Source organism: Acaryochloris marina S15 (genome assembly GCF_018336915.1).
GTDB classification, from domain to species: Bacteria; Cyanobacteriota; Cyanobacteriia; order Thermosynechococcales; family Thermosynechococcaceae; genus Acaryochloris; species Acaryochloris marina_A.
The window spans coordinates 397,210-416,379 of record NZ_CP064923.1; the positions used below are offsets into that span (position 1 = coordinate 397,210).

General features: G+C 48.2%; 21 protein-coding genes. 7 read left to right on the forward strand and 14 right to left on the reverse strand.

All coding sequences use genetic code 11. The annotated features are described in order from the left end of the window. Positions 1–3 precede the first annotated feature (3 nt). Positions 4–1,560 (forward strand): 2-phosphosulfolactate phosphatase family protein, encoded by a 1,557-nt coding sequence (locus tag I1H34_RS32910; RefSeq protein WP_212664200.1) that lies wholly within the window; start codon positions 4–6, stop codon positions 1,558–1,560. 24 nt (positions 1,561–1,584) lie between these two features. On the opposite strand, the gene dusA is transcribed toward I1H34_RS32910, so the two are convergent. The 6 genes from dusA to holA form a co-directional block, all read right to left on the reverse strand. Further along, on the reverse strand, positions 1,585–2,589 hold the full coding sequence (gene dusA / locus I1H34_RS02535; protein ID WP_212664201.1) for a tRNA dihydrouridine(20/20a) synthase DusA: 1,005 nt from the start codon (positions 2,587–2,589) through the stop codon (positions 1,585–1,587). An 11-nt stretch (positions 2,590–2,600) separates the two neighbouring features. After that, the gene (locus I1H34_RS02540; protein ID WP_212664202.1) at positions 2,601–4,142 is read right to left on the reverse strand and encodes a DUF4335 domain-containing protein; all 1,542 of its coding nucleotides are present in this window, start codon (positions 4,140–4,142) and stop codon (positions 2,601–2,603) included. A gap of 59 nt (positions 4,143–4,201) precedes the next feature. Continuing rightward, a complete protein-coding gene (locus I1H34_RS02545; protein WP_212664203.1) occupies positions 4,202–4,807 on the reverse strand; it encodes a DUF3038 domain-containing protein in 606 nt (201 codons plus the stop codon). A 24-nt stretch (positions 4,808–4,831) separates the two neighbouring features. Further along, positions 4,832–5,767 (reverse strand): glycine betaine ABC transporter substrate-binding protein, encoded by a 936-nt coding sequence (locus I1H34_RS02550; protein WP_212664204.1) that lies wholly within the window; start codon positions 5,765–5,767, stop codon positions 4,832–4,834. Between the two features lie 109 nt (positions 5,768–5,876). Next, on the reverse strand, positions 5,877–6,326 hold the full coding sequence (locus tag I1H34_RS02555) for a DUF4168 domain-containing protein (protein ID WP_212664205.1): 450 nt from the start codon (positions 6,324–6,326) through the stop codon (positions 5,877–5,879). A gap of 137 nt (positions 6,327–6,463) precedes the next feature. Then, positions 6,464–7,510: a DNA polymerase III subunit delta gene (holA, locus tag I1H34_RS02560; protein WP_212664206.1), complete on the reverse strand. Its 1,047-nt coding sequence runs from the start codon at positions 7,508–7,510 to the stop codon at positions 6,464–6,466. 210 nt (positions 7,511–7,720) lie between these two features. Between holA and I1H34_RS02565 the strand changes: the two genes are divergently transcribed. Beyond that, entirely contained in the window at positions 7,721–8,341 is a 621-nt protein-coding gene (locus tag I1H34_RS02565; protein ID WP_212664207.1) for a cobalt-precorrin-8X methylmutase, read from the forward strand. Then, positions 8,341–9,597 (forward strand): precorrin-6y C5,15-methyltransferase (decarboxylating) subunit CbiE, encoded by a 1,257-nt coding sequence (gene cbiE, locus I1H34_RS02570; protein ID WP_212664208.1) that lies wholly within the window; start codon positions 8,341–8,343, stop codon positions 9,595–9,597. Before I1H34_RS02565 ends, cbiE begins: the two co-directional genes overlap by 1 nt. Positions 9,598–9,726: 129 nt before the next feature. Here cbiE and I1H34_RS02575 read toward each other — a convergent pair whose 3' ends face one another. Next, positions 9,727–10,110, reverse strand: coding sequence for an AbrB family transcriptional regulator (locus I1H34_RS02575; protein ID WP_212664209.1), 384 nt, complete (start codon positions 10,108–10,110; stop codon positions 9,727–9,729). A 535-nt stretch (positions 10,111–10,645) separates the two neighbouring features. On the opposite strand from I1H34_RS02575, the gene I1H34_RS02580 reads away from it, so the two are divergent. Together I1H34_RS02580 and I1H34_RS02585 are read left to right on the forward strand one after the other, a co-directional pair. After that, positions 10,646–11,728, forward strand: coding sequence for a succinate dehydrogenase/fumarate reductase iron-sulfur subunit (locus tag I1H34_RS02580; RefSeq protein WP_212664210.1), 1,083 nt, complete (start codon positions 10,646–10,648; stop codon positions 11,726–11,728). Between the two features lie 77 nt (positions 11,729–11,805). After that, a complete protein-coding gene (locus tag I1H34_RS02585) occupies positions 11,806–12,000 on the forward strand; it encodes a chlorophyll a/b-binding protein (RefSeq protein ID WP_212664211.1) in 195 nt (64 codons plus the stop codon). A gap of 64 nt (positions 12,001–12,064) precedes the next feature. On the opposite strand, the gene I1H34_RS02590 is transcribed toward I1H34_RS02585, so the two are convergent. Beyond that, positions 12,065–12,664 (reverse strand): superoxide dismutase, encoded by a 600-nt coding sequence (locus I1H34_RS02590; RefSeq protein WP_212664212.1) that lies wholly within the window; start codon positions 12,662–12,664, stop codon positions 12,065–12,067. Between the two features lie 292 nt (positions 12,665–12,956). Then, complete coding sequence (locus I1H34_RS02595; protein WP_212664213.1) at positions 12,957–14,036, reverse strand: phytoene/squalene synthase family protein; 1,080 nt, start codon at positions 14,034–14,036, stop codon at positions 12,957–12,959. 246 nt (positions 14,037–14,282) lie between these two features. On the opposite strand from I1H34_RS02595, the gene I1H34_RS02600 reads away from it, so the two are divergent. Further along, positions 14,283–14,975, forward strand: coding sequence for a phosphorylase family protein (locus I1H34_RS02600; RefSeq protein WP_212664214.1), 693 nt, complete (start codon positions 14,283–14,285; stop codon positions 14,973–14,975). Between the two features lie 15 nt (positions 14,976–14,990). Here the strand turns inward: I1H34_RS02600 and I1H34_RS02605 are convergent, their stop codons facing one another. From I1H34_RS02605 to I1H34_RS02620, 4 genes are all read right to left on the reverse strand, one after another. Beyond that, positions 14,991–15,947 carry a 3'(2'),5'-bisphosphate nucleotidase gene (locus tag I1H34_RS02605; RefSeq protein WP_212664215.1) on the reverse strand — a complete coding sequence of 319 codons (957 nt, stop codon included), beginning with the start codon at positions 15,945–15,947 and terminating at the stop codon, positions 14,991–14,993. Between the two features lie 59 nt (positions 15,948–16,006). Then, the gene (locus tag I1H34_RS02610; RefSeq protein ID WP_212664216.1) at positions 16,007–16,321 is read right to left on the reverse strand and encodes a hypothetical protein; all 315 of its coding nucleotides are present in this window, start codon (positions 16,319–16,321) and stop codon (positions 16,007–16,009) included. A gap of 10 nt (positions 16,322–16,331) precedes the next feature. Further along, on the reverse strand, positions 16,332–17,024 hold the full coding sequence (gene bchM, locus I1H34_RS02615) for a magnesium protoporphyrin IX methyltransferase (protein WP_212664217.1): 693 nt from the start codon (positions 17,022–17,024) through the stop codon (positions 16,332–16,334). Between the two features lie 232 nt (positions 17,025–17,256). Then, complete coding sequence (locus I1H34_RS02620; RefSeq protein ID WP_235107093.1) at positions 17,257–17,631, reverse strand: hypothetical protein; 375 nt, start codon at positions 17,629–17,631, stop codon at positions 17,257–17,259. A 135-nt stretch (positions 17,632–17,766) separates the two neighbouring features. Between I1H34_RS02620 and I1H34_RS02625 the strand changes: the two genes are divergently transcribed. Next, on the forward strand, positions 17,767–18,648 hold the full coding sequence (locus I1H34_RS02625; RefSeq protein ID WP_212664218.1) for an SDR family oxidoreductase: 882 nt from the start codon (positions 17,767–17,769) through the stop codon (positions 18,646–18,648). Between the two features lie 41 nt (positions 18,649–18,689). Here the strand turns inward: I1H34_RS02625 and I1H34_RS02630 are convergent, their stop codons facing one another. After that, positions 18,690–19,163, reverse strand: a complete 474-nt coding sequence (locus I1H34_RS02630) for a GNAT family N-acetyltransferase (RefSeq protein WP_212664219.1) — start codon at positions 19,161–19,163, stop codon at positions 18,690–18,692. Positions 19,164–19,170 lie beyond the last annotated feature (7 nt).

The window sequence follows — 19,170 nt, forward strand, 5'->3', positions numbered from 1 at the left end:
CCCGTGAAATTATTCGTTTACCATACCCCCGAAGAGATTCCCAATAATCGTCTACCCGGCTGTGCCGTTGTTATCGACGTATTGAGAGCCAGCAGCACCATCGCTGCAGCAATTAATGCCGGAGCATCCGCCGTCCAAGTTTTTAGTGATATTGAACCATTATTAGAAGCCAGCGAAACAGTAGAGGAAGACAAGCGAATTCGGGCAGGTGAACGAGGCGGTCGAAAAGTCAAATCCTGTGAATTTGGGAACTCCCCCTTAGCCTTTACCCCTGAGAATACCGAAGGCCGTCGATTATTTTTAAGTACAACAAATGGGACCCGCTGTTCCGAAAGCGTGCGGAACGCCTCCAAAGTCCTGATGGCCTCCTTGACCAACCGCCAGGCCGTCGTTAACTATCTCGCCACCAAGCGTCCCGGGACTGTTTGGCTAGTAGCTTCCGGTTGGGAAGGCAGTTATTCTCTCGAAGATACCGTATGTGCCGGTGCGATTATTGACGGCATCTTAGCCGTAGGCAAAACCCCCCTCAGTAAACTAGCGGGGAATGACGAAGCCATTGCCGCCGTCTCCTTATTTCGGCAGTGGAAAGACCAGCTACCCGAATTATTAGCCAGTGCCAGTCATGGTCAGCGTCTATTAAAGATGCGAGGTAAAGCCGATGTCGCTTATTGCTCCCAGTTAGACGTATTGGATACCTTACCGATTCAAAAAGGCCTGGGCATATTTGTTCAGCGTAAAGCAGGTGTTATTGAAAAGACCTGTGAATTCTTAGGTCGCTTAGTGGGTCGTAAGCCCGTCAACGTGCCAGCAGTCGCCAATCCAGAAATAGAAGCTCCAGCGCCTGAGGCCAAAGAAGAAGAGCAGAAGCCATCTAAATCGAAGAACGCAGCTTCCAAAGTAGACGAGAAAGACGGGAAGCCCAAAGCAGACGTCAAATCCAAGGGCAAAGATAAGCCAGCCTCTAAAGTCGAGACGAAGCCCAAATCGAAGGGGCCTGCAGCGAAATCTCTAACAGATGGGGCACCCAAGGTAGCTGCAAAACCTAAGGCGAAAGCGGAAGTGAAGTCTAAGACAGAGACTAAGCCTAAGGCAGAAGCTAAGCCTAAGGCCAAGACAGAAGAGAAGCCCAAAGCAGAGACTAAACCTACACCCATGGCAGCCGCTCCTAAGGCCAAGATAGAGGCTAAAGATACTACTGCTCCCGCTCCTAAAGTTGCGTCCTCATCAGTATCAACGGCACCGAAAGTAGCTACGAAGGATGAGAGCGAGAAGTCGACTTCTGTGGCTAAGGTAGAGCCGAAGAGCAGTGCGGATAAGCCGCAGGAGCAGTCTTCATCTGCACCCCAAGCTGATGCACCAGCAGCAAAGTCTGAGCCGAAGGTAGAGAAGGCAGCACCTAAAGCAGCAGAGAAAGTGTCAGATGCAGGTAAACCCAAGGTTGATACCAAAGAAATAGCAGAGAAGGGGGAAGCACTGCTTAAGGATGTGAAGGGGCTATGGGGCAAAATGACGAAGACTAAGCCTGGGTATGAGCGTGTCCCCAACAAAAAAGAAAAGTAAATTACCAGCTAAGAGTGTGATTTACTAGGTCAATCCTGGCATAGTCAAAACTTTGTCTAATGCCTGATAGATGATTTCTGGGCCTGCATCCGGACGACACCCTTGCTCAGTCAATAGCCGCTTCCAAGCTCGGCTACCAGGTTGACCTGAAAACAATTGCAGCATATGGCGGGTAATGGAGTGGGGTTTCAATAACCCTTTCGTCTTCCATTCCTCTAGGTAGTTCATCATGGCTTGTGCAACTTTTAGCCTAGAAGGAGCAGCAATCTTTTCGTAGTAAAAGTCGCTATCAACCGTAGCAAAGAGGTAGGGATTATCATAGGCAGCTCGACCAATCATGACTGCGTCTACTTTGGGTAATTGATTTTGCACCTGAACTAACTGGGTAAACCCGCCGTTGATTTCAATCCAGAGATGGGAAAGTTCTTGTTTTAATCGATAAACATCTTCGTAGCGTAGAGGTGGAATATCTCGGTTTTCCTTGGGACTTAAACCTTGTAGCCAAGCTTTGCGAGCATGAACGCTGAAAATTTGACAGCCTGATGCAGTCACAGTCTGGACAAAGTGGACCATATCTTTGTAGCGATCGCAATCATCAATACCAATTCGATGCTTTACGGATACGGGTAGGTGGGTGGCCTGCATCATGGCTTCCAGGCAGGCTGCAACCTTCTCGGGCTGGGCCATCAAACAAGCTCCAAAATGGCCATTTTGGACTCGGCTACTTGGACAGCCTACGTTTAAATTGATTTCGTCATATCCCCAGTCTGTTGCAATACGTGCACATTCAGCTAAATCTTGGGGGTTATCTCCGCCCACTTGCAAGACCAAGGGTTTTTCAATGGGAGAAAAATCGAGTAAATGATGGCGATCGCCATTTAAAATCGCGGCACTCGTCACCATCTCTGTATAAAGTAAGGTCCGTTGGGTGATTTGTCGCATAAAGTAGCGAAAATGCCGATCGGTGCGGTCCATCATGGGCGCTACACTGACGGGATAGTGACGTTCAGAAGGGGATAAGAAGGCCATATTGATCCGTATTAGGGGGCTTTGTTGTTAGCCATACCCTCCAATATTTGCATCGTGCCATCGGGCTTGAGGATCAGCTCAACTTGGAGTGATTGGGACGGCTTTAGGGGAGCAATAAATGGCTGGTTCACCCTAGGTAAAGGAACTTTGTCTAAATATTGAGTGGCGATGTTGTCTAAGGGGGTCACTTGTTTGAGAGAGCCATTGGTATTCAAGGTGAGCTGATATCGCAAGGGCTGCGTTAAGCCTGAGGGAACTTGCCAACGCTGCTTGAAATATTGGCGAATATTTTGGGCAGGAACCGATGTAGGGGGAATGTATGCAGCTTCAGCATTTGTGGGAGCTTGCCGACCTAAGCGATTGAGGGCACGATCCGGTGCTCGACGGTTGCCATTGAGATTGTCAGCTTGATGTAAATCTGATCCTGCAGCGATTGTATCAGCGGTGCTTGCGGGTTCTGGTTCGGCTGCAGGGGCTGGTGCTGAAGCAGGAGGAGGAACAGAGAGCTTGGCCTGAGGCCGCACAGATTTTGAATCGGCTGGGGAGACCGCTACTGATTCTTGTAACCGTTTATTCGTCTTTTGATCACCTAAGACTTCTTGCTGGGGCGGTGGAGACTGATTAGGTAACTGCTTTTTTTGGGTAGATATGGGTGGTGGATTGAGTGCTTTGGGTTTTGCAGGGGTAGGTGGAGAAAAGGGCCTTGGTCGAGGTGCACTGGCGATGATAGAAGGCGAAGGTTGTGGTCGTTGTGCTGGACTTTCAAGGTTACTTGGGTCTACACCTGTAGAAGGGGAGGTCTCCGGTAAAGGAATGCTAGACGGTGGTGACGGAACAATAGGTGGGGGTTGGGATGTTTCCGTCGTGCTGTCCTTGGGAATAGCGGCAATCCCCTCAGCTTTATCCGCAGATTTTGTGGGGCTATTGTCGTCTGGTTTGTCTGATGCAGTCACCCAATCTCGTTTGGATTCGGGCTGCTGCTGGGTCAGTTGTAAAGTCGCAGTAGAGACTCCCAACATTAAAACGATAACGGCTGCACTGCTTGCCCATACGGGTATGGCAGGTCGTTGACTAGGTGCTGAGGCAGGGAGGACTTCTAATTCGGCTGTACAGTCATCTAAGGCAGAGACTAAATCAAACAGTTGTGAGGCTTTCAGGGAAATCGTTTGATGGTTCGCATTGGTTGCAAGTGGTCCTAGAACCAGATCGTGGGTGACCAAGCTGCGAGGATATAAAGAGAGTTGCGAGGCAGTGTTGGATTGAGTCTCAGCCTCTGGCTCTGGTCCAGTAATATGGGCAGGAGATGTGGCTAAGGACTGTCCAAGCCTATTCTGGACATAATGAGTCACGGTTTCCGAGAGGAGTTGTAGCTGTTCATGGTTGCCCCTAACTTCTAAGGGCTCATGATTTTGTCCAGAGAGCCCTCGAAAACTCAGCAAGAAATTGACAGATTTCAAGATCGGCCGTTTTGCCCACCGAGACAGGGGTGAGGTTTGAGCCGTAATTTCTAAGCTGCAACTTTGAGGGTGATATTGCCGAGAGATAGAAGGCATCGCTTTGCGTAAACACGGGTGGCCAATCTGGGTTGATTGATAGAAAGCAACTGTAGAGTTTATCCTTCTATATGATTTGCCCGATCGAGCAGGGCCATCCACAACCGTCGTGGACCTTGGTTGTTGCTATAGAATAACAAATCTATTAGTAACTTTAAGCCTAGATCTGTTAGGGCATCGATGGATAAGGTATCTTCCGTCATCCGGTCTTGATAGGTGTTGGTGAAGTTATCTAAGTAATCTCCCAATAAAGCGACTTGATGAAAGGGTTGCTCCGTTTCTGCAACAGACTCTAGTAATTCCACGGCTTCTCGAATTAGGCTTTGATGTTGGTGGGCGAGGTGGCAGCTGATCATTACGAGGGACCGGGCTTCTTCTATATCCAGTTTTTTGCGTCCGCCCGTGCCTCGGCGAAGCGGATTCGATTGTCTCAGGCGCCACAGGGATACGCGATCGCTGACGACATCCTGGAGATTGAGATCGGCAGCAGCTTGAAGAACAGCTTCAGAACCAATACCCACTAATGCTTCTAGGGCTAGCAGTACCAGATCCAACTGGGCTTTAATATTGTCAAGTTGCGACCGATCGGGTTGGGCAGTTTCTGTGAGGGGGAAAGAGACAAGCTTGCCCTGATCTGATGCTGGGTTGTGAAGAGAAATGTCCATGTCTAACACAGGGCCTAAACCAGCTTAGGCAGGAGAGATGAGTCCTGTTTCTTGGAGGAACTGTTGGGCCACTGCTCGGGGCTCTTGGCGGTTGCCACTGACCTCATAGTTTAGACGGCGCATGGTTTCGTCCGTTAACTTGGGGGCGAGGGCGTTGAGGGTACCTTTGACTTTAGCATAGGCTTTTAAGACCGGTTGCCGGACGACAGGTGCCACTTGATAAGGGGGAAACAAATCCCGATCATCCTTTAAAACCACTAAGCCTAGGGCGTCAATCTCTCCATCGGTGCCAAAACCAACGGCAATGTCTGCCTGACCAGACTGCAATGTCTGATAGCGTAAGCCTGGATCTGTGGCGATATAGTCTTTGAGTTTGAAGGCTCCGTAAGTGGCTTGGAGTCCTGGTAGTCCGTCTGCCCGAGCTTCAAATTCCGGTGGGCCAATCATTCGCAGCTTCTTCGCTTGCTTGGCAAAGTCAGAAATGGTTTCTAGTTGATACTTTTTTGCGGTTGCGGCGGTCACCACCAAAGCCTGAGTGTTGTTCATCGGAGCCGGATTGAGCCACACTAAGTTGAAGTCTTTTTCATAGGCTTTAGCAACTGTATCAAAAACCTGTTTGGGGTTGGTGTTACTGGGTTCTTTTAAGATGGTCAATAAGGCTGTGCCCGTATACTCCGGATAGAGGTCAATATCGCCCTTGATCAATCCTGCTTGGGCAATGGGGGCACCTCCTAAGTTGAATTTTCGCTCTACCGCTAAGTCCTGGTCCTCCAGCAGTTGGGCATAGAGTTCACCTAAAATGAACTGCTCTGTAAAGTCTTTAGACCCCACCCGAATGACATTATCGGTGGCTTGGTCGCCACTGCCGACTTGGCAAGCCACGATAGTGAAGCCAGTGAGGAATGCGATCGCAACTAAGGATACGAACCGTCCCCAAGGTGTCTGAGAAAATTTAGCCAACTGCGAGATTACCCTTTACCTTCAACCAACATGTGTTGCTATTATTCCACCTTCCGAGACCGAGGCAAGATCAAGGCTGGGATCGATTGATAGTGAAGACTGAAGTCAATTAATTTTCTTTGCGGCGGATGAGCTCGTCATCCAGTTGATTTTTGAGGGACTTATTCTTACGGACTTCTTCTGTAATGGCATTGAAGTCTGTCAAAGATAGACCATGGCTACGGATAATTTCTGCAGATTCGTTGAAAAAGCGATCGCAAATATTGTTGACCGGTGCCACTAAATCAGATTGCTTACAAATGTTTTTGGGCAGAGCCCCGCCCATGAGTTGTTGCACTTGTTGGTAAGATTGCAACCGCAGAGGTTCCATTTGTAAAATAGCCTCTGCATATTTCCCTAATAGCTTCTCGTATTTGGGCTGACTTTGGGCAGCCGCATTAGATGACCATGTGAAGGTCGATAGATTCCCTGAGAGACCGGGTGCCAAACCACTCAACCAACTGCAAGATGCTAAAAGCAACACCCACCCCAAACGGGTGTTGATAAGAGGTTTGAACATGTATGTTTGCCGTGTAAATGTTGACATGAACCCTAATAATCCCAACAAACTTGGAGTAGTATCGGTATAACTATCTTGAATCATTTTTTCTGGGGAAGTTCCAGCGTTCGTTGAATTACGGATCGATAGAAGTAATCTCAAAGGTTCCGATTCCTCTGACCCTGACGGTCTTCAGGCACAACTGGAGTCGATTGGCAAATTTGACTCATTTTCACGACGGTTGTGATTAAAGTTGAGCGGGTTTCTTCACCTTGCTTTAGGGCAACTTCCAAATCTAGGAGATAGGATAGAGAGTGACGAAGTTGCTGACATGTCACGGTTTGGACGGCTTGCTTGAGAAAATAGATTCGTTTGGGATTACCGACTTCAGCGGATCGAGCAATGATCCGTTCATCCTGCTCTCCTGAGACCACCATCAGTTTGACCCATAACCAAGTCCGAAATTGCCGTGTCAGGGTTGCTACAATTTTCAAACCTGGTTCATTCAGATTTAGGAGCTCAGCCACTAATCCCAATGCCTGATCTGTTTGTCCTTGGCGAATGGTTTCAGCTAACTGCAAACTGTTCTGAGTGGTGGAAGAGACCAAATGCTGAACGATCTCTAAACCGATCCGTTTATTTTGGGCAGACGAGGATAATGAATACAGCTTTAATTTCTCTAGCTCTCCGTAGAGACGACGGGTATCATTGCCTACTGCCTCGGCGAGTTGTTCTCCAGCAGCTTGGGTTAACGGCACATCCAAATCATGGACTGCCCGTTTGACCATTTGCAAAATCTGAGCCGTTTTCCAAGGAGGAATCAGGGCAAACTCAGTGACTTGAGCCTGTTTTTGTAATAATTTCGTCAACTTGCTGCGACCGTCGGGTTTAGTGGTTTGAGTCAATAACAAGTGGGAGGTGGAAGGAAGAGCGGGGAGGGTGCGTTCAAATTCGGGGAGTAGATCGGCTGTTGCCCCCACCAAAGGGTTGGTTAACCAGACGAGACGTTGTCCTAAACCAAATGGAGGCGTCATCGCTTGATTCAGGCCTTGCATCACGGATGCGGTGCTATCGGATCCAGAAGAAACATCTATTTTATCCAGGTTGAAACTTTGCCAATCGGGATCTAAGACCGCTTGATGCAGGTCTTGAACCGCTTTGGACAAGCGATAAGTATCTTCTCCCCAAAATAAATAAACTGGCATAGCAATGTGGAGTGACTACCAACATTATGAATAGTGTGGAGGGACAAAGCGATCCTGTCCATGGGTTAGGATGCCCTTTTCTGGGGTGCAGGCAGGCATATGGGGCAGCGGCTGACTGGAGTATCCCTAACAATCTTTGCAGGTGGACGAGTGAAGAATGGCGGAGGAATGGCAGTAGAGTAAGGTGTTAGTCTTTGATGTCGTTGTGACATGACGCTTATCCTTCATCCGATTTTGCAGCAGAGCTTTGCCACAATCGATCGGGAAATTGGCCCCCATAATTTTTCTGATGAGCAATATGCTGTCTTGCGCCGTGTCATTCACAGTACAGCGGATTTTGAGTTTCGAGAGCTGTTGCGGTTTAGCCCCGATGTGGTTGCAGTTGCCATCGCGGCATTAGCCTCCGGCACCCCCATTGTCACCGATGTGAATATGGTTTCCATTGGGATTCAAACGGTCGTTCAACAAACCTTTCAAAATCCGATTGTCACTGCAGTAGATGCCTGCCAATCTCCTCCTTTGGGACAAACTCGGACAGAAACTGGCATGCTGCAATGTCTGCAAGCTCATCCCCAGGCTATTTATGTGATTGGCAATGCGCCAACGGCCTTATTGGCCCTCTGCCAACAGCTTGCTACCGCATCGGAACTGCCACCTCTGATTATTGGTGTACCGGTGGGTTTTATTGGTGTGATTGAAGCCAAATCAACATTAGCTCAGTCTGGGATTCCTCATATTCGGACGGAAGGTCGAAAAGGGGGATCGCCTGTTGCCGCGGCAATTACGAATGCACTGTTAACCCTGGCATGGCAACAAAGGAATACCCTCTGATGACTCCCATTCACGTTATTGGGATTGGGCTGGCTGGTGGACAAGGGTTGCAACCCCATCTGCATACTTTGATTGATCAAGCCACTGTTCTAGTCGGCAGTGAACGACATCTCCACTACTTTCCGTTGCACCCCGGGAAACGCATTGCTCTTACTAACTTTGCTCAAGGGTTGGAGGCCATTCAACAGCATTTAGATCAGGCTCTAAACCCACTTGTGGTGGTGCTAACGTCTGGAGATCCGCTCTTTTTTGGGTTTGGCCGTCTGTTGCTGCAAACCTTTGCGGCTGATTTATTGTGTTTTCATCCTTATCTCAGCTCTGTCCAAATTGCCTTTAACCGTCTCAAGGTGCCGTGGCAAGATGCTGAAGTGATTAGTGTGCATGGGCGTTCCCTGGCTCCGCTGGTCACAGCCTGGCAAAAGGGAGTGAATAAAATTGCGGTGTTGACGGATCATAATAATACGCCTGCTGCGATCGCAAAATTATTCCTGGGTTTAAACCTACCTATCTACTATGAATTTTGGGTGTGTGAAAATCTAGAAGGTGCAGACGAATGCATTCAAAAATTTGAACCCCAGAACCTGATCAATCTACAATTCTCAGCCCTAAATGTGGTCGTTTTACTACGCCATAACCGAGAAAAGCAGGATATATCTGATCTAGCCTCTTTACCCATCCTTGGACTTCCTGATCAGGCTTTTTATAGCTTTGTAGATCGACCTGGGTTAATGACCAAGCGAGAAATTCGAGTTCTGACATTGGCGGAATTACAGCTGCAAGAACATCAAATAATTTGGGATATTGGATCGGGCACAGGCTCAGTTGCGATAGAAGCCGCTCGAATGGTTCCAAGATCCCAAGTTTATGCCGTTGAAAAAACAGCTTTAGGAACCCAGCTTATCCACCAAAATTGCCAATATTTTCAGGTGAACAATGTTCATATCGTTTTGGGTGAAGCACCCGCTGTATTAAATAATTTGCCTGACCCTCACCGAATATTTATTGGAGGAAGTGGAGGGCATCTTCAGGAGATCTTGAATTACTGCCAAACGAGACTTGACCCATCAGGTGTGATCGTTTTGAGTTTGGCGACCTTAGAAAATTTTTATACTGCTAGCAAGTGGTTTGATACGTCTCATTGGGTAGTAGAACATCTGCAAATTCAGCTATCACGTTCTGTCCCTATTGCATCAATGACTCGATTAACCCCATTAAACCCAGTCATGTTGATCAGAGCCAGCAGAAACCCTAACTAGAGTTTAGATAGAGCTCCTGTTAAATAACGCATTTATGAGCAATGCATGAGACTCTGAATTAATCTGCTGTTTATGCCAAATTTTAGGTAAAAGAGAACAGAAGCAAACCCTAAGACTTAGTAGCGGGCCTTATATGTCTTCATCTTCATCGACTTGAATAAGATGAATATGCTTATATCCCAACTTAATTGAAAACTCATCGCCTGGTTTTAATCCCATTGCTTGAGTATAGGTAGAGCCAATTACAATTTGGCCATTCTTATGCACACTGACCCGATATGTCGGTTCCCGTCCCCGCCCATCTTTGGAGCCATCAGGATTGAGATCAATCCCTCTTGCTTCAATAACGGCATTGAGAAATTCGCCGAGATTAACGCGGGTTTGCTTATTCTTTGTAATCGAATAATATCCGCATCGTTTAGCCTTTTCACGGCGAGACAAGTGCTGAAGTTCTTTAACTTTTTGCAAGAGTGCTTTGCCAGTCAAAGGCGTCGTTTCGGTATCGGTTGCCATCTACAAAAATATCCTTGCAATCAACGTGTAGAGAAACAGAAGCGTTTCTGCTTGGGGGTAGATCTTTAAAGCTGGATGATAAATTCCAACAACTAGACCTTATTTAAACTATTGCAATTGTAGCAAAAAGAAAACGAATTGCTTTCTAAATATTATTCTAACGGTTTCTTTTTAATTAGCAACTAATTTTTATCGATGAAAGATAGGTCGATGATATATCGTCTTCCATCTAGAGAGGAAAGATTTTGCTGCTCTTATTTAGCAAAAGGTTTTGCCAAACCTAATTTTTAGGTTAGAGAAAGTCGGTGTCTCTCTAAGACATACTAAACTTCTTCGAACTTGTACAAAGGTAGAACAATAATATGGAGACTTCCATAGAGATTATTTACCTGTGATACATTGATCGTAATAATAATATGCCTGTAGGGATGTCCGTATACCTTTACTAAAGGCAATCTTTCTTTAGACTTTTCAAAAAACTCGACAAATATAACAGAAAAATTGATAATCACTCAAAGTTCTTAGGCATGAAATCATGCAAGTTCTGTTCAAAATAATTCGTCAACAGCGACAAGGTGAAGTCAAAGTCCAGACCTATCAGTTAGACGTAGACCCGAGTACCACCATTCTGGACTGTTTGAATTTGATTAAATGGCAGCAGGATGGGTCTCTTGCTTTTCGAAAAAACTGTCGAAATACCATTTGTGGTAGCTGCAGTATGCGGATTAATCATCGAGCGGCATTGGCTTGTCAACAGAATGTGAAAGCAGAATTAGCCCATTCTCATTCAGTCGCAAGTGAACAGAACCCAGCGGACTCAGACCTTGAGAATTCAGATTCAATTCCTGTGATTGAAATTGCTCCCATGGAGAATATGCCAGTCATTAAAGACTTAGTCGTAGACATGGATCAGTTTTGGCAAAATCTGGAACAGGTTGAACCTTATGTGAGTTCTGCGAGTCGACAAGTGCCGGAACGGGAGTTTCTCCAGTCTCCAGAAGATCGCAGCAAACTCGATCAAATGGGTAATTGCATTTTATGTGGGGCCTGTTATTCCGACTGTAATGCGCTCCCAGCTAATGCTTCTTTTGTGGGTCCCCATGCTTTGGCGAAAGCCCATCGATTGTTAGCTGATACTCGTGATCAAGCGACGGAGCAGCGCCTGGAACAATATAATCAGGATATCCAAGGGGTCTGGGGCTGTACCCGTTGTTTCAATTGCAATACGGTTTGCCCTATGGGAGTTGCCCCCCTTGATCAGATTAGTAAAATCAAATCTCAGGTGCTGGCTAACCCGACGCTTCCTGATAGTCGTCCCCTTCGCCATCGGCGTGTCTTAGTGGATTTAGTCCAAGAAGGGGGCTGGATCGATGAGCGGAAATTTGGGCTAAAAGTGGTGGGCAATAACTTTAAGGATCTTCCAGGTCTTTTCAGCCTTGTACCTTTAGCTGGACAGATGCTCCGGCGTCAAAAACTGCCGATTAAGTTTGATGCTTCAACTGGGACGGCTGAAGTGAGAGGGCTGATTGATGCGGTTAAGAAGCGGCAATCTAAGGTAGCTCAGTCTCAGAATGATTCAGCCGATCACAATGAGTCGGAACAGAAGTTTGGAAAATAAAGCAGATTGCCAAGGTATCCGCGGTGCGATCGCAAGAAAATTCCGTTAAGATCCTGAAGTCCTTTTCTGCTTTGTTTATGAGTTCTTCAAACGTCCCGGAGCCGGATCAAGCCCCCTCAACAGAGCTAGAGACCGCCCCTGAACCTGGGTTTGGGTGGACAGGTTATGCAGAGCGAATTAATGGCCGCTTTGCCATGGTGGGGTTTATGGCTCTACTTTTACTAGAACTAATTACCCGCCAAGACTTCTTTACTTGGGTGGGATTGCGCTAATCAAAAGAGGCGCTTTAAGGCGCCTCTTTTAACTCTAGATCAGGTAGCCTACCGAGTTATTCGATTAGGCTGCAGCAAAATTCTGGGCGGCAAAGTCCCAGTTGACCAAGCTAGATAGAAAGGTATCAATATAGCCAGGACGGCTGTTTTGGAAATCTAGATAATAGGCATGTTCCCAAACATCCATGGTGAGCAAAGGGGTTTGCCCATGGACCAAAGGATTCTCAGCATTGGGGGTTTTGGTGATTTTCAGCTTGCCATTTTCTAGGACGAGCCAAGCCCAACCGCTGCCAAACTGAGTTCCACCAGCTTCCTTAAAAGCAGCCTTAAAGTTATCGTAGTTGCCAAAATCGGTATTAATTTGGGCCGCTAATGCGCCACCGGGCAAACCACCGCCGCCGGGCTTCATAGAGTTCCAATAAAAGCTGTGATTCCAAGCTTGGGCCGCATTATTAAAAAGGCCAGCTTTGGCAGAATCCTTGTAGGCAGACTGGATGACTTCCTCAATGGACATATTATCCATCGGAGTATCCTTGGTCATGCCATTACACTTGGTCACATAAGCTGCATGGTGTTTGTCATGGTGAAATTCTAGGGTTCGGGCAGAAATATGGGGTTCTAAAGCGCTGTAATCGTAGGGCAGGTCAGGTAGTTGGTAAACCATGCAGTTCATCCTCTCTTGAAAATATGTTCAGTGGGCCTTTTCATGACCATGGCGATCATGAAACGACCCTAATGCGGTTTGGCTATACGGTTGTAACAGCTGTATAGCCTGTGTTCTCTCAAAGATCGCCAAATTATCCTATCACTCATCCCCAGTCTTCTCGGTCTATCTTGAGGTGGAGATAGGAGGTGTGGTCGTATCGCAGCTAGAAAATGTTTACTGGTTACGGATGCTTGATCTAACCATAGGTCTTAACTCAAGCGTGTTTCAATGTCTGAAATGTCCTGAGATGCTAAGCCACTTTCTTGAACGAGGTGTTCTTATTGCCCCAGAGGAAAGGTTGCTGGCGGACTTGGTCAATGAGTCGGCGGATGGTGAAGTTACTCAAGACCGTGAAGGGACCCACCATGATTAAAGACTTGACCTCAGCTCTGGAAATTTTGATATTCCCACCTGATTTGAGCATTGCGGTTGACCCGGTGATATCCCGCAGGGTTGCATAGGCAAACACCAGGGGCAAGATGCAGAATAGTCGAATAGGGATGGCAGACCGGGGGATCTCCATCAAATATTGGGCTGCTTTATCCAAATCGGACCAAGCCAGTTCTACCAAAGATTTGATGGCTGCATGATTTTGGGTCAGAAACTCAGGATCCAATAGTTTTGCATGACTGCTGCCATGGGCCTCTAAAGCATCTTGGGGGACATAGATGGAATTTTCATGTTCGGCATCCCAAGCAATATCCTTGAGAATATTGACGGTTTGTAGCCCTTCACCAAAGGCTGCACAGGTCTGCCGCAGGGTATGGTAAGTGGCAAAATCGACGCTGGGAGAATGCTCAAACCATAAATCTGTGAGCAGATAGCCGACGGTACCCGCGACGTAGTAGCAATATTCTTGATATTCTTCCAGGGTCTTAATCCGGATGCCTTGGGCATGCAGTTTGACGAACTTTTGCATCCCCTGCACCATTTCTGTAATCCAATGTTGTAGGGTCTGTTGTGATTTGGCGGGTAAGCTGCGAAACAGTGCAAAAACAAGGTGGGTATTTTCGACGAGATGTAGATGGGCCGCTTCCCCTTCGAGGGTTCCGACCGCTTGGGGAAAAACATCTGCCCGGGCTGGATCATCGAAGCAGACTAAAAATTTGTCCAAGAGTCTGATTTTGGATTCTATGGTGGCGATGGGATCATCTTCGATGGTGTCAGCAATTCTAGCCAGTAGGTAGCCACAGAGGACGGCACGTCCTAAGTTGCCGGGTAAAAACCGAATACTTAAGGCAAAGGTGCGAGAGACTTGTGGCAAGATCTCTTGGCAAAAGCGTTCAACTTGCCGATGATCGGTGGGAGACTCCAGGGCCATTTGTACCATAATCGTTCACTCCTGCTTTAAACCAAAACTCAAAATGCAAATCACACCACGGCCACAGAGGTCTTTAGGGACAGAACCACTCATCGCCTAATGAGTATGTATACCTGTCTCCGAGTGAACATAGCATACGGACCTCTCAAATTACAGAAGTAGTGTGAGAGTTTTATATCTGTCCTTTTAATTGTGAACGGCTGAAAGCATGGCCTGTTCAGGCTTTTTTTATTCCATCGCTGGAGACTAATTCTCATGCCATCTCAGATTGATCTTGTGTTTGTGCCCCAAGGAGCAGAGTATCGGTCGGTCTGTAAGGGGTTAAAAGCTGCAGGGGTTAACTCTACAGCTGTTGTGCCCATTCCCGTGGGTCCCCAGGGGGTAACCCAGTTTCTCCAGCAATGGCTCCAGAAGTCTCTTGGGACGACCTCTCCTAATGCTCTCTTAATGGGCTTAGGCGGAAGTTTGACCCATCAGCTTTCAGTGGGTGATGTGACTACCTGCCAGACTTGTATTGACGGTACCCAGGCGACGGACGTTCCAATGACTTGTGATCCACAGATTTTCCTGAGTCTATCCCAACGGTTCTCGGGGACCGTGATACCGGTCACGGGAGTGAGTTGCGATCGCATCATTAATACCACCGCCGAAAAACGACAGCTAGCCCAGACTCATCAAGCGGATGTCGTGGATATGGAAGGGTTTGCGCTGTTGTCGGGTTTAAAGTCTACGCAGATTTCTCTGGGCATTGTGCGGGTGATCAGCGATGATATCCACCATGATTTACCGGATTTGAATGGAGCGATTAGCCCGGAGGGGCACCTGCAAACGTTTCCCTTAGCGATGGGAATGCTGCGCCAGCCCTTGCCCGCCCTGCGTCTGATTCGAGGATCTCTCAAAGGGCTTAAACAATTGGAGAAAGTCACAACTGAGATCTTTAAGCCCTGAATGCTGGATTGAGGCTTAGAGAGCAGCCAGCACCGGATCGTGGATGCTGCCATTGCTGACGACGACCCCTTGGTTATTCACCAGTTTTGCCCCTAAGGAGAAATCGAGGGACTTACCGGCGATATCCGTCACTCGACCGCCTGCTTCTTCCACTAAAATTACCCCTGCGGCGTGATCCCAGATTTTCTCGCGATAGTCAGGAGTTTTCGGAGAAGGCAGTCGCAAATAGAGGGCTGCTTCCCCAGCGGCAACCGCCATATATTTGGCTTGGCTATCCATGCGTAAGGAGTCTTGGGTGATACCTGCAGCTTTAGCAACGGCGGCTTGGCGAGACTGATCGCCATGACCGGATTCCACGCTTTCCACAAAGCGGAGATTGTCAGATTGCTCCGCAGAGACCACTTGGATCGATTGAGGGGTGCCACCTGCTAAAGGAGATAGGGTTGCACCTGCTCCGCGCACGGCAACGCCCATTAATCCGGTTTGCCCCTCTGTAAAAGAGAGGGCCGGACAGCCCAAAACGCCCACTTTAATTTCGCCATCTTCGATTAAGGCTAATGCGATCGCATATTGGTCTCCCCGCAAAAAACCTTTGGTGCCGTCAATGGGGTCCAAGGTCCAGTAACGCGAGGCGACTTGACCATTGCCATGGTCAATCCAGTCTGTCACTTGTTCGGCAGTGGCATCGGGGACAATGGCCTGAACATATTGGGTGACCTGGGCCAAGCGCTCGGCCATCTCAGGGGTCCGCAATTCTGCAGCATCCTCTTCACCCACCACGGCATCTTGGGGGAAGGCAGTGGAGAGGGCCCGACAAATGAGCGCTTGAGCGCCAAAGTCAGCCACGGTTACCGGGCTTTTATCTTTCTTCTCAATGGCTTCTGGGACAATTTCGCGCCGAACTTGTTCGCAAAGTTGGGCTGCCGCTTGTACAGCTTGGATAGCGATTTGTTTCTCAGATTCGTAGGGCATAATCACGTAGCGTCAACAGGGCAATGTCTACCATAGCTGATTCGAAAGGGTGAAACCAGTCAATCTGAAGACAGAGGTTCGGCCCAGGTGGAGACGCTTTTCAATAAGGGGGGAATGTCGTAAAAGTCCGGTGGAAACTCTAATTGGGTTTCTCGCAATCCGAGATAGCCAGATTCTTGAAACGCTAATAAGACCCGCTGCAGGGCTAGCCAGACTTCTGCTTCATATTCCCAATCTCCATGCCGAGGGGCATAGCCGGCAATTGCTCGCATCGCCCAAAAATAGCTGTTGCGAACTACGGACCCACCTTTCTTAAACTTGGGTAGGTCCTCGTTGTGGAGGATGATCAGATCTTGGTCGAGCCGTGCTCGCATGTTGAATCTGCTATGCTTCTGGGCGCTTGGCTTCAATCAGGCGGGAGAAATAAAAGCTGGTTTTAGTCATAGCTTTGCGCTCGATGGTCCACCCTTGGGATCGCAAAATGTCGCAAATATCAAAATCTCGGTGTAGATAAGCCCGAGTGGTTTTGCTCGGACCTGGGAAGAAGCTGCCAATTTTCTTTAGCAACATATACCCAATGGTCCAGGGGGCAAAGCTCAGGATGAGCCGAGAGTTGGCTAAGGATGCTAAATGATTGATCATTTCCGGTACTTTTTGGTCGGGATAGTGAATCAATACATCGAGACAAATAACCGTGTCATAACTACCAGATAAGGTCTCTAAATCCTGAACGCTGAAGTTGGGGTTTTGATCTTGGCCTAATGTTTGTTGTGCTCTGGTCTGGGCCTCTTCCACCATTTTTTTTGAAATATCGCTAGCTGAGACCTGAATACCCTTCTCTGCGAGGGGAATGCTCAAGCTCCCCACGCCACAGCCCGCATCGCAAAAAGATTGTCCTGATAAATCTCCATCGGCCTTTAGCCAGGAGAGAACCGTATCGACGGTTTGTTGATGACCGACGCGAATGTCTTTTTGGACTTTATTCACATCACCGTCGCCATAAATCCGCCGCCAACGGTCGAAACCAACGGTATTGAAATAATCTTGGACAACGGCTTTATCGTTGGTGGTAGGCATGGGTATATTACTGACACAGGTCTCAATCCTCTATGGTTGCAGAAAATTGGACAATCAGGGATTTTTTGCACCACCCAATCTTTAGCCATCCTTAAAAGCAAAGGAGCATGCGCCTTTCTCTTTGGGGAGGATTAAGACAGACGTTTTAGGATGATTCGCGAGTTGTCACCTCGGTCAGTAGAGTTTGGGGTACGACACCGTGGATATTAGAGTAGGCTCCTAACCCAGGTGTTTAGCGCCTTGTTTTATATCTTTTGTTATAGAGTCGACAGACTAATGGATGTGGATCATCATCGGTAAATGGAATGGCCGTACCATCGGCTGTGATGCGAATGCGATCGCGACAGTCATAGGTCTCTCGAGGTTGTCTGGCTCCATCAATGGTGACGATGGCCCGATATTCCCAATAATTTTTGGCGGTGCGGTTCAAGGACGCTTCACAAATGCGGCGACCTTTAATATTCCGACAGATCGCTGCATGGGCAGGAGCCGGTAGACTAAACAGCACCATCCCTCCCACTAAGACAAAGAGTAAGCTCTTGCGAAGCAGCGCCTTCAACGGTAGGGCTGGCAGGGGTATCTGTGGCAACGAGAATTGTGAGGTCATCAGCAAAAACTCAACAGAAGTATTGATGTATATCTTGACTTGTATCACAGTCCATACCCAGATTGGCTTAACCTAAACCTACGCTCAATATTTTTCAACGATTGACGGTCAATTTTTGATTACGGCATCGGTCTTATGGTCGTCCCCCCACCTCAAAACCCATCGAGTTCGTCGGCTAAAGTGGTGTTGATTACGGGATGTTCCTCTGGAATTGGCAAAGCTCTAGCCCTTGAGTTTCGGCAACAAGGCTATCAAGTCTTCGCAACTGCTCGGAACCTGGCTGATATGGAGGCACTTGCCCAACCAGGGATTGCCACATTGCAGTTAGATGTCACCTGTCCTGCAGAGATAGCCACTGCCATCGATACCCTGGTTGCCGAGACCCAGGGAATCGATATTCTCGTGAATAATGCGGGCTATGGGGTGATGGGGCCGTTGCTAGATATTCCCAATGGCGAGTTGGTGAACCAATTTCAAACCAATGTGTTTGCACCCATCCATCTCATCCAGCAGGTGGTGCCTTTGATGGGGAAGGGAGGGCTGATCCTCAATTTGGGGAGTGTTTCAGGGGTGATGAGTACGCCTTTTGCCGGTCCCTACTGTGCTTCCAAAGCGGCCCTGCATGCGTTATCCGATGCATTGCGAATGGAACTGGCCCCTTTTAAGATTCAGGTCGTGACGGTTCGAGCCGGGGCGATTCAATCCCAGTTTGGGCAAACGGCATCCCAGATGGCTGAACGGTTGTTCTCCGCCAACTCTCGCTATCAGCAGCTCGCACCTCAAATTCAGGCACGGGCGCTAGCGTCTCAGAACCAGGCGACTTCTGCGGCTGTCTTGGCCCAAAAGTTGGTACATCGTATTCAGCACTCGGATCGGCTGCCTCCTGAAATTGCCATTGGCAACAAAAGCCGCACCTTGCCATTATTAAAACGGTGGCTACCAACTCGACTATTGGATCGAATTTTGATGCGGAAATTTGGGTTAGGGGATTGGCAGCCGGGTCCACCGCCAAACTAAACCTGACTTTGATTTCAGCTGGAGGGAACGTGAGTCATCAGCTAAAGCTCCAAGCGCATTTCGTTAGAGGGGATAAATCCGATCTGCTCGTAGACGGGTTTGCCCCAAGGAGAGGCATGGAGGATGGCGTGGGTACAGTGTTGCGATCGCAAATACTCCACCGCTACCTCAGTCAATTTGCGACCAATTCCCTGGCGACGATAGGCCGATTCCACATAGACACCCCAAATGTAGCCATAGTGGCGCTGGTCCCGATGGATCAAGGATGGATATAACCCAGAAAATAATTGACAGCCCACCGACCCGACCATTGCTGCATCAAGAGAGGCGATATATCCTTGATAACCTAATTGATCACGGGCCGTTGCTAAGAACTCTAGGGTGACGGTTTGCCAGTCCGGTCGAATCTGCTCTGTAGGCACCTGGTTATCCCGCCACATTTGGTAAAAATGCTGGGCAATCAGTTCATCATCTGTGGGAGTTGCGGAGCGGATAGTAAGAGAGGCTTCTGGCATGGCGGCA

Excerpts from the sequence above, each read along its gene's own strand:
- dusA (WP_212664201.1), bottom strand. The coding sequence starts at position 2,589 with ATGGCCTTCTTATCCCCTTCTGAACGTCACTATCCCGTCAGTGTAGCG.
- I1H34_RS02540 (WP_212664202.1), bottom strand. The coding sequence starts at position 4,142 with ATGCCTTCTATCTCTCGGCAATATCACCCTCAAAGTTGCAGCTTAGAA.
- I1H34_RS02545 (WP_212664203.1), bottom strand. The coding sequence starts at position 4,807 with ATGGACATTTCTCTTCACAACCCAGCATCAGATCAGGGCAAGCTTGTC.
- I1H34_RS02555 (WP_212664205.1), bottom strand. The coding sequence starts at position 6,326 with ATGTTCAAACCTCTTATCAACACCCGTTTGGGGTGGGTGTTGCTTTTA.
- holA (WP_212664206.1), bottom strand. The coding sequence starts at position 7,510 with ATGCCAGTTTATTTATTTTGGGGAGAAGATACTTATCGCTTGTCCAAA.
- I1H34_RS02565 (WP_212664207.1), top strand. The coding sequence starts at position 7,721 with ATGACGCTTATCCTTCATCCGATTTTGCAGCAGAGCTTTGCCACAATC.
- cbiE (WP_212664208.1), top strand. The coding sequence starts at position 8,341 with ATGACTCCCATTCACGTTATTGGGATTGGGCTGGCTGGTGGACAAGGG.
- I1H34_RS02575 (WP_212664209.1), bottom strand. The coding sequence starts at position 10,110 with ATGGCAACCGATACCGAAACGACGCCTTTGACTGGCAAAGCACTCTTG.
- I1H34_RS02580 (WP_212664210.1), top strand. The coding sequence starts at position 10,646 with ATGCAAGTTCTGTTCAAAATAATTCGTCAACAGCGACAAGGTGAAGTC.
- I1H34_RS02585 (WP_212664211.1), top strand. The coding sequence starts at position 11,806 with ATGAGTTCTTCAAACGTCCCGGAGCCGGATCAAGCCCCCTCAACAGAG.
- I1H34_RS02590 (WP_212664212.1), bottom strand. The coding sequence starts at position 12,664 with ATGGTTTACCAACTACCTGACCTGCCCTACGATTACAGCGCTTTAGAA.
- I1H34_RS02595 (WP_212664213.1), bottom strand. The coding sequence starts at position 14,036 with ATGGTACAAATGGCCCTGGAGTCTCCCACCGATCATCGGCAAGTTGAA.
- I1H34_RS02600 (WP_212664214.1), top strand. The coding sequence starts at position 14,283 with ATGCCATCTCAGATTGATCTTGTGTTTGTGCCCCAAGGAGCAGAGTAT.
- I1H34_RS02605 (WP_212664215.1), bottom strand. The coding sequence starts at position 15,947 with ATGCCCTACGAATCTGAGAAACAAATCGCTATCCAAGCTGTACAAGCG.
- I1H34_RS02610 (WP_212664216.1), bottom strand. The coding sequence starts at position 16,321 with ATGCGAGCACGGCTCGACCAAGATCTGATCATCCTCCACAACGAGGAC.
- bchM (WP_212664217.1), bottom strand. The coding sequence starts at position 17,024 with ATGCCTACCACCAACGATAAAGCCGTTGTCCAAGATTATTTCAATACC.
- I1H34_RS02620 (WP_235107093.1), bottom strand. The coding sequence starts at position 17,631 with ATGACCTCACAATTCTCGTTGCCACAGATACCCCTGCCAGCCCTACCG.
- I1H34_RS02625 (WP_212664218.1), top strand. The coding sequence starts at position 17,767 with ATGGTCGTCCCCCCACCTCAAAACCCATCGAGTTCGTCGGCTAAAGTG.
- I1H34_RS02630 (WP_212664219.1), bottom strand. The coding sequence starts at position 19,163 with ATGCCAGAAGCCTCTCTTACTATCCGCTCCGCAACTCCCACAGATGAT.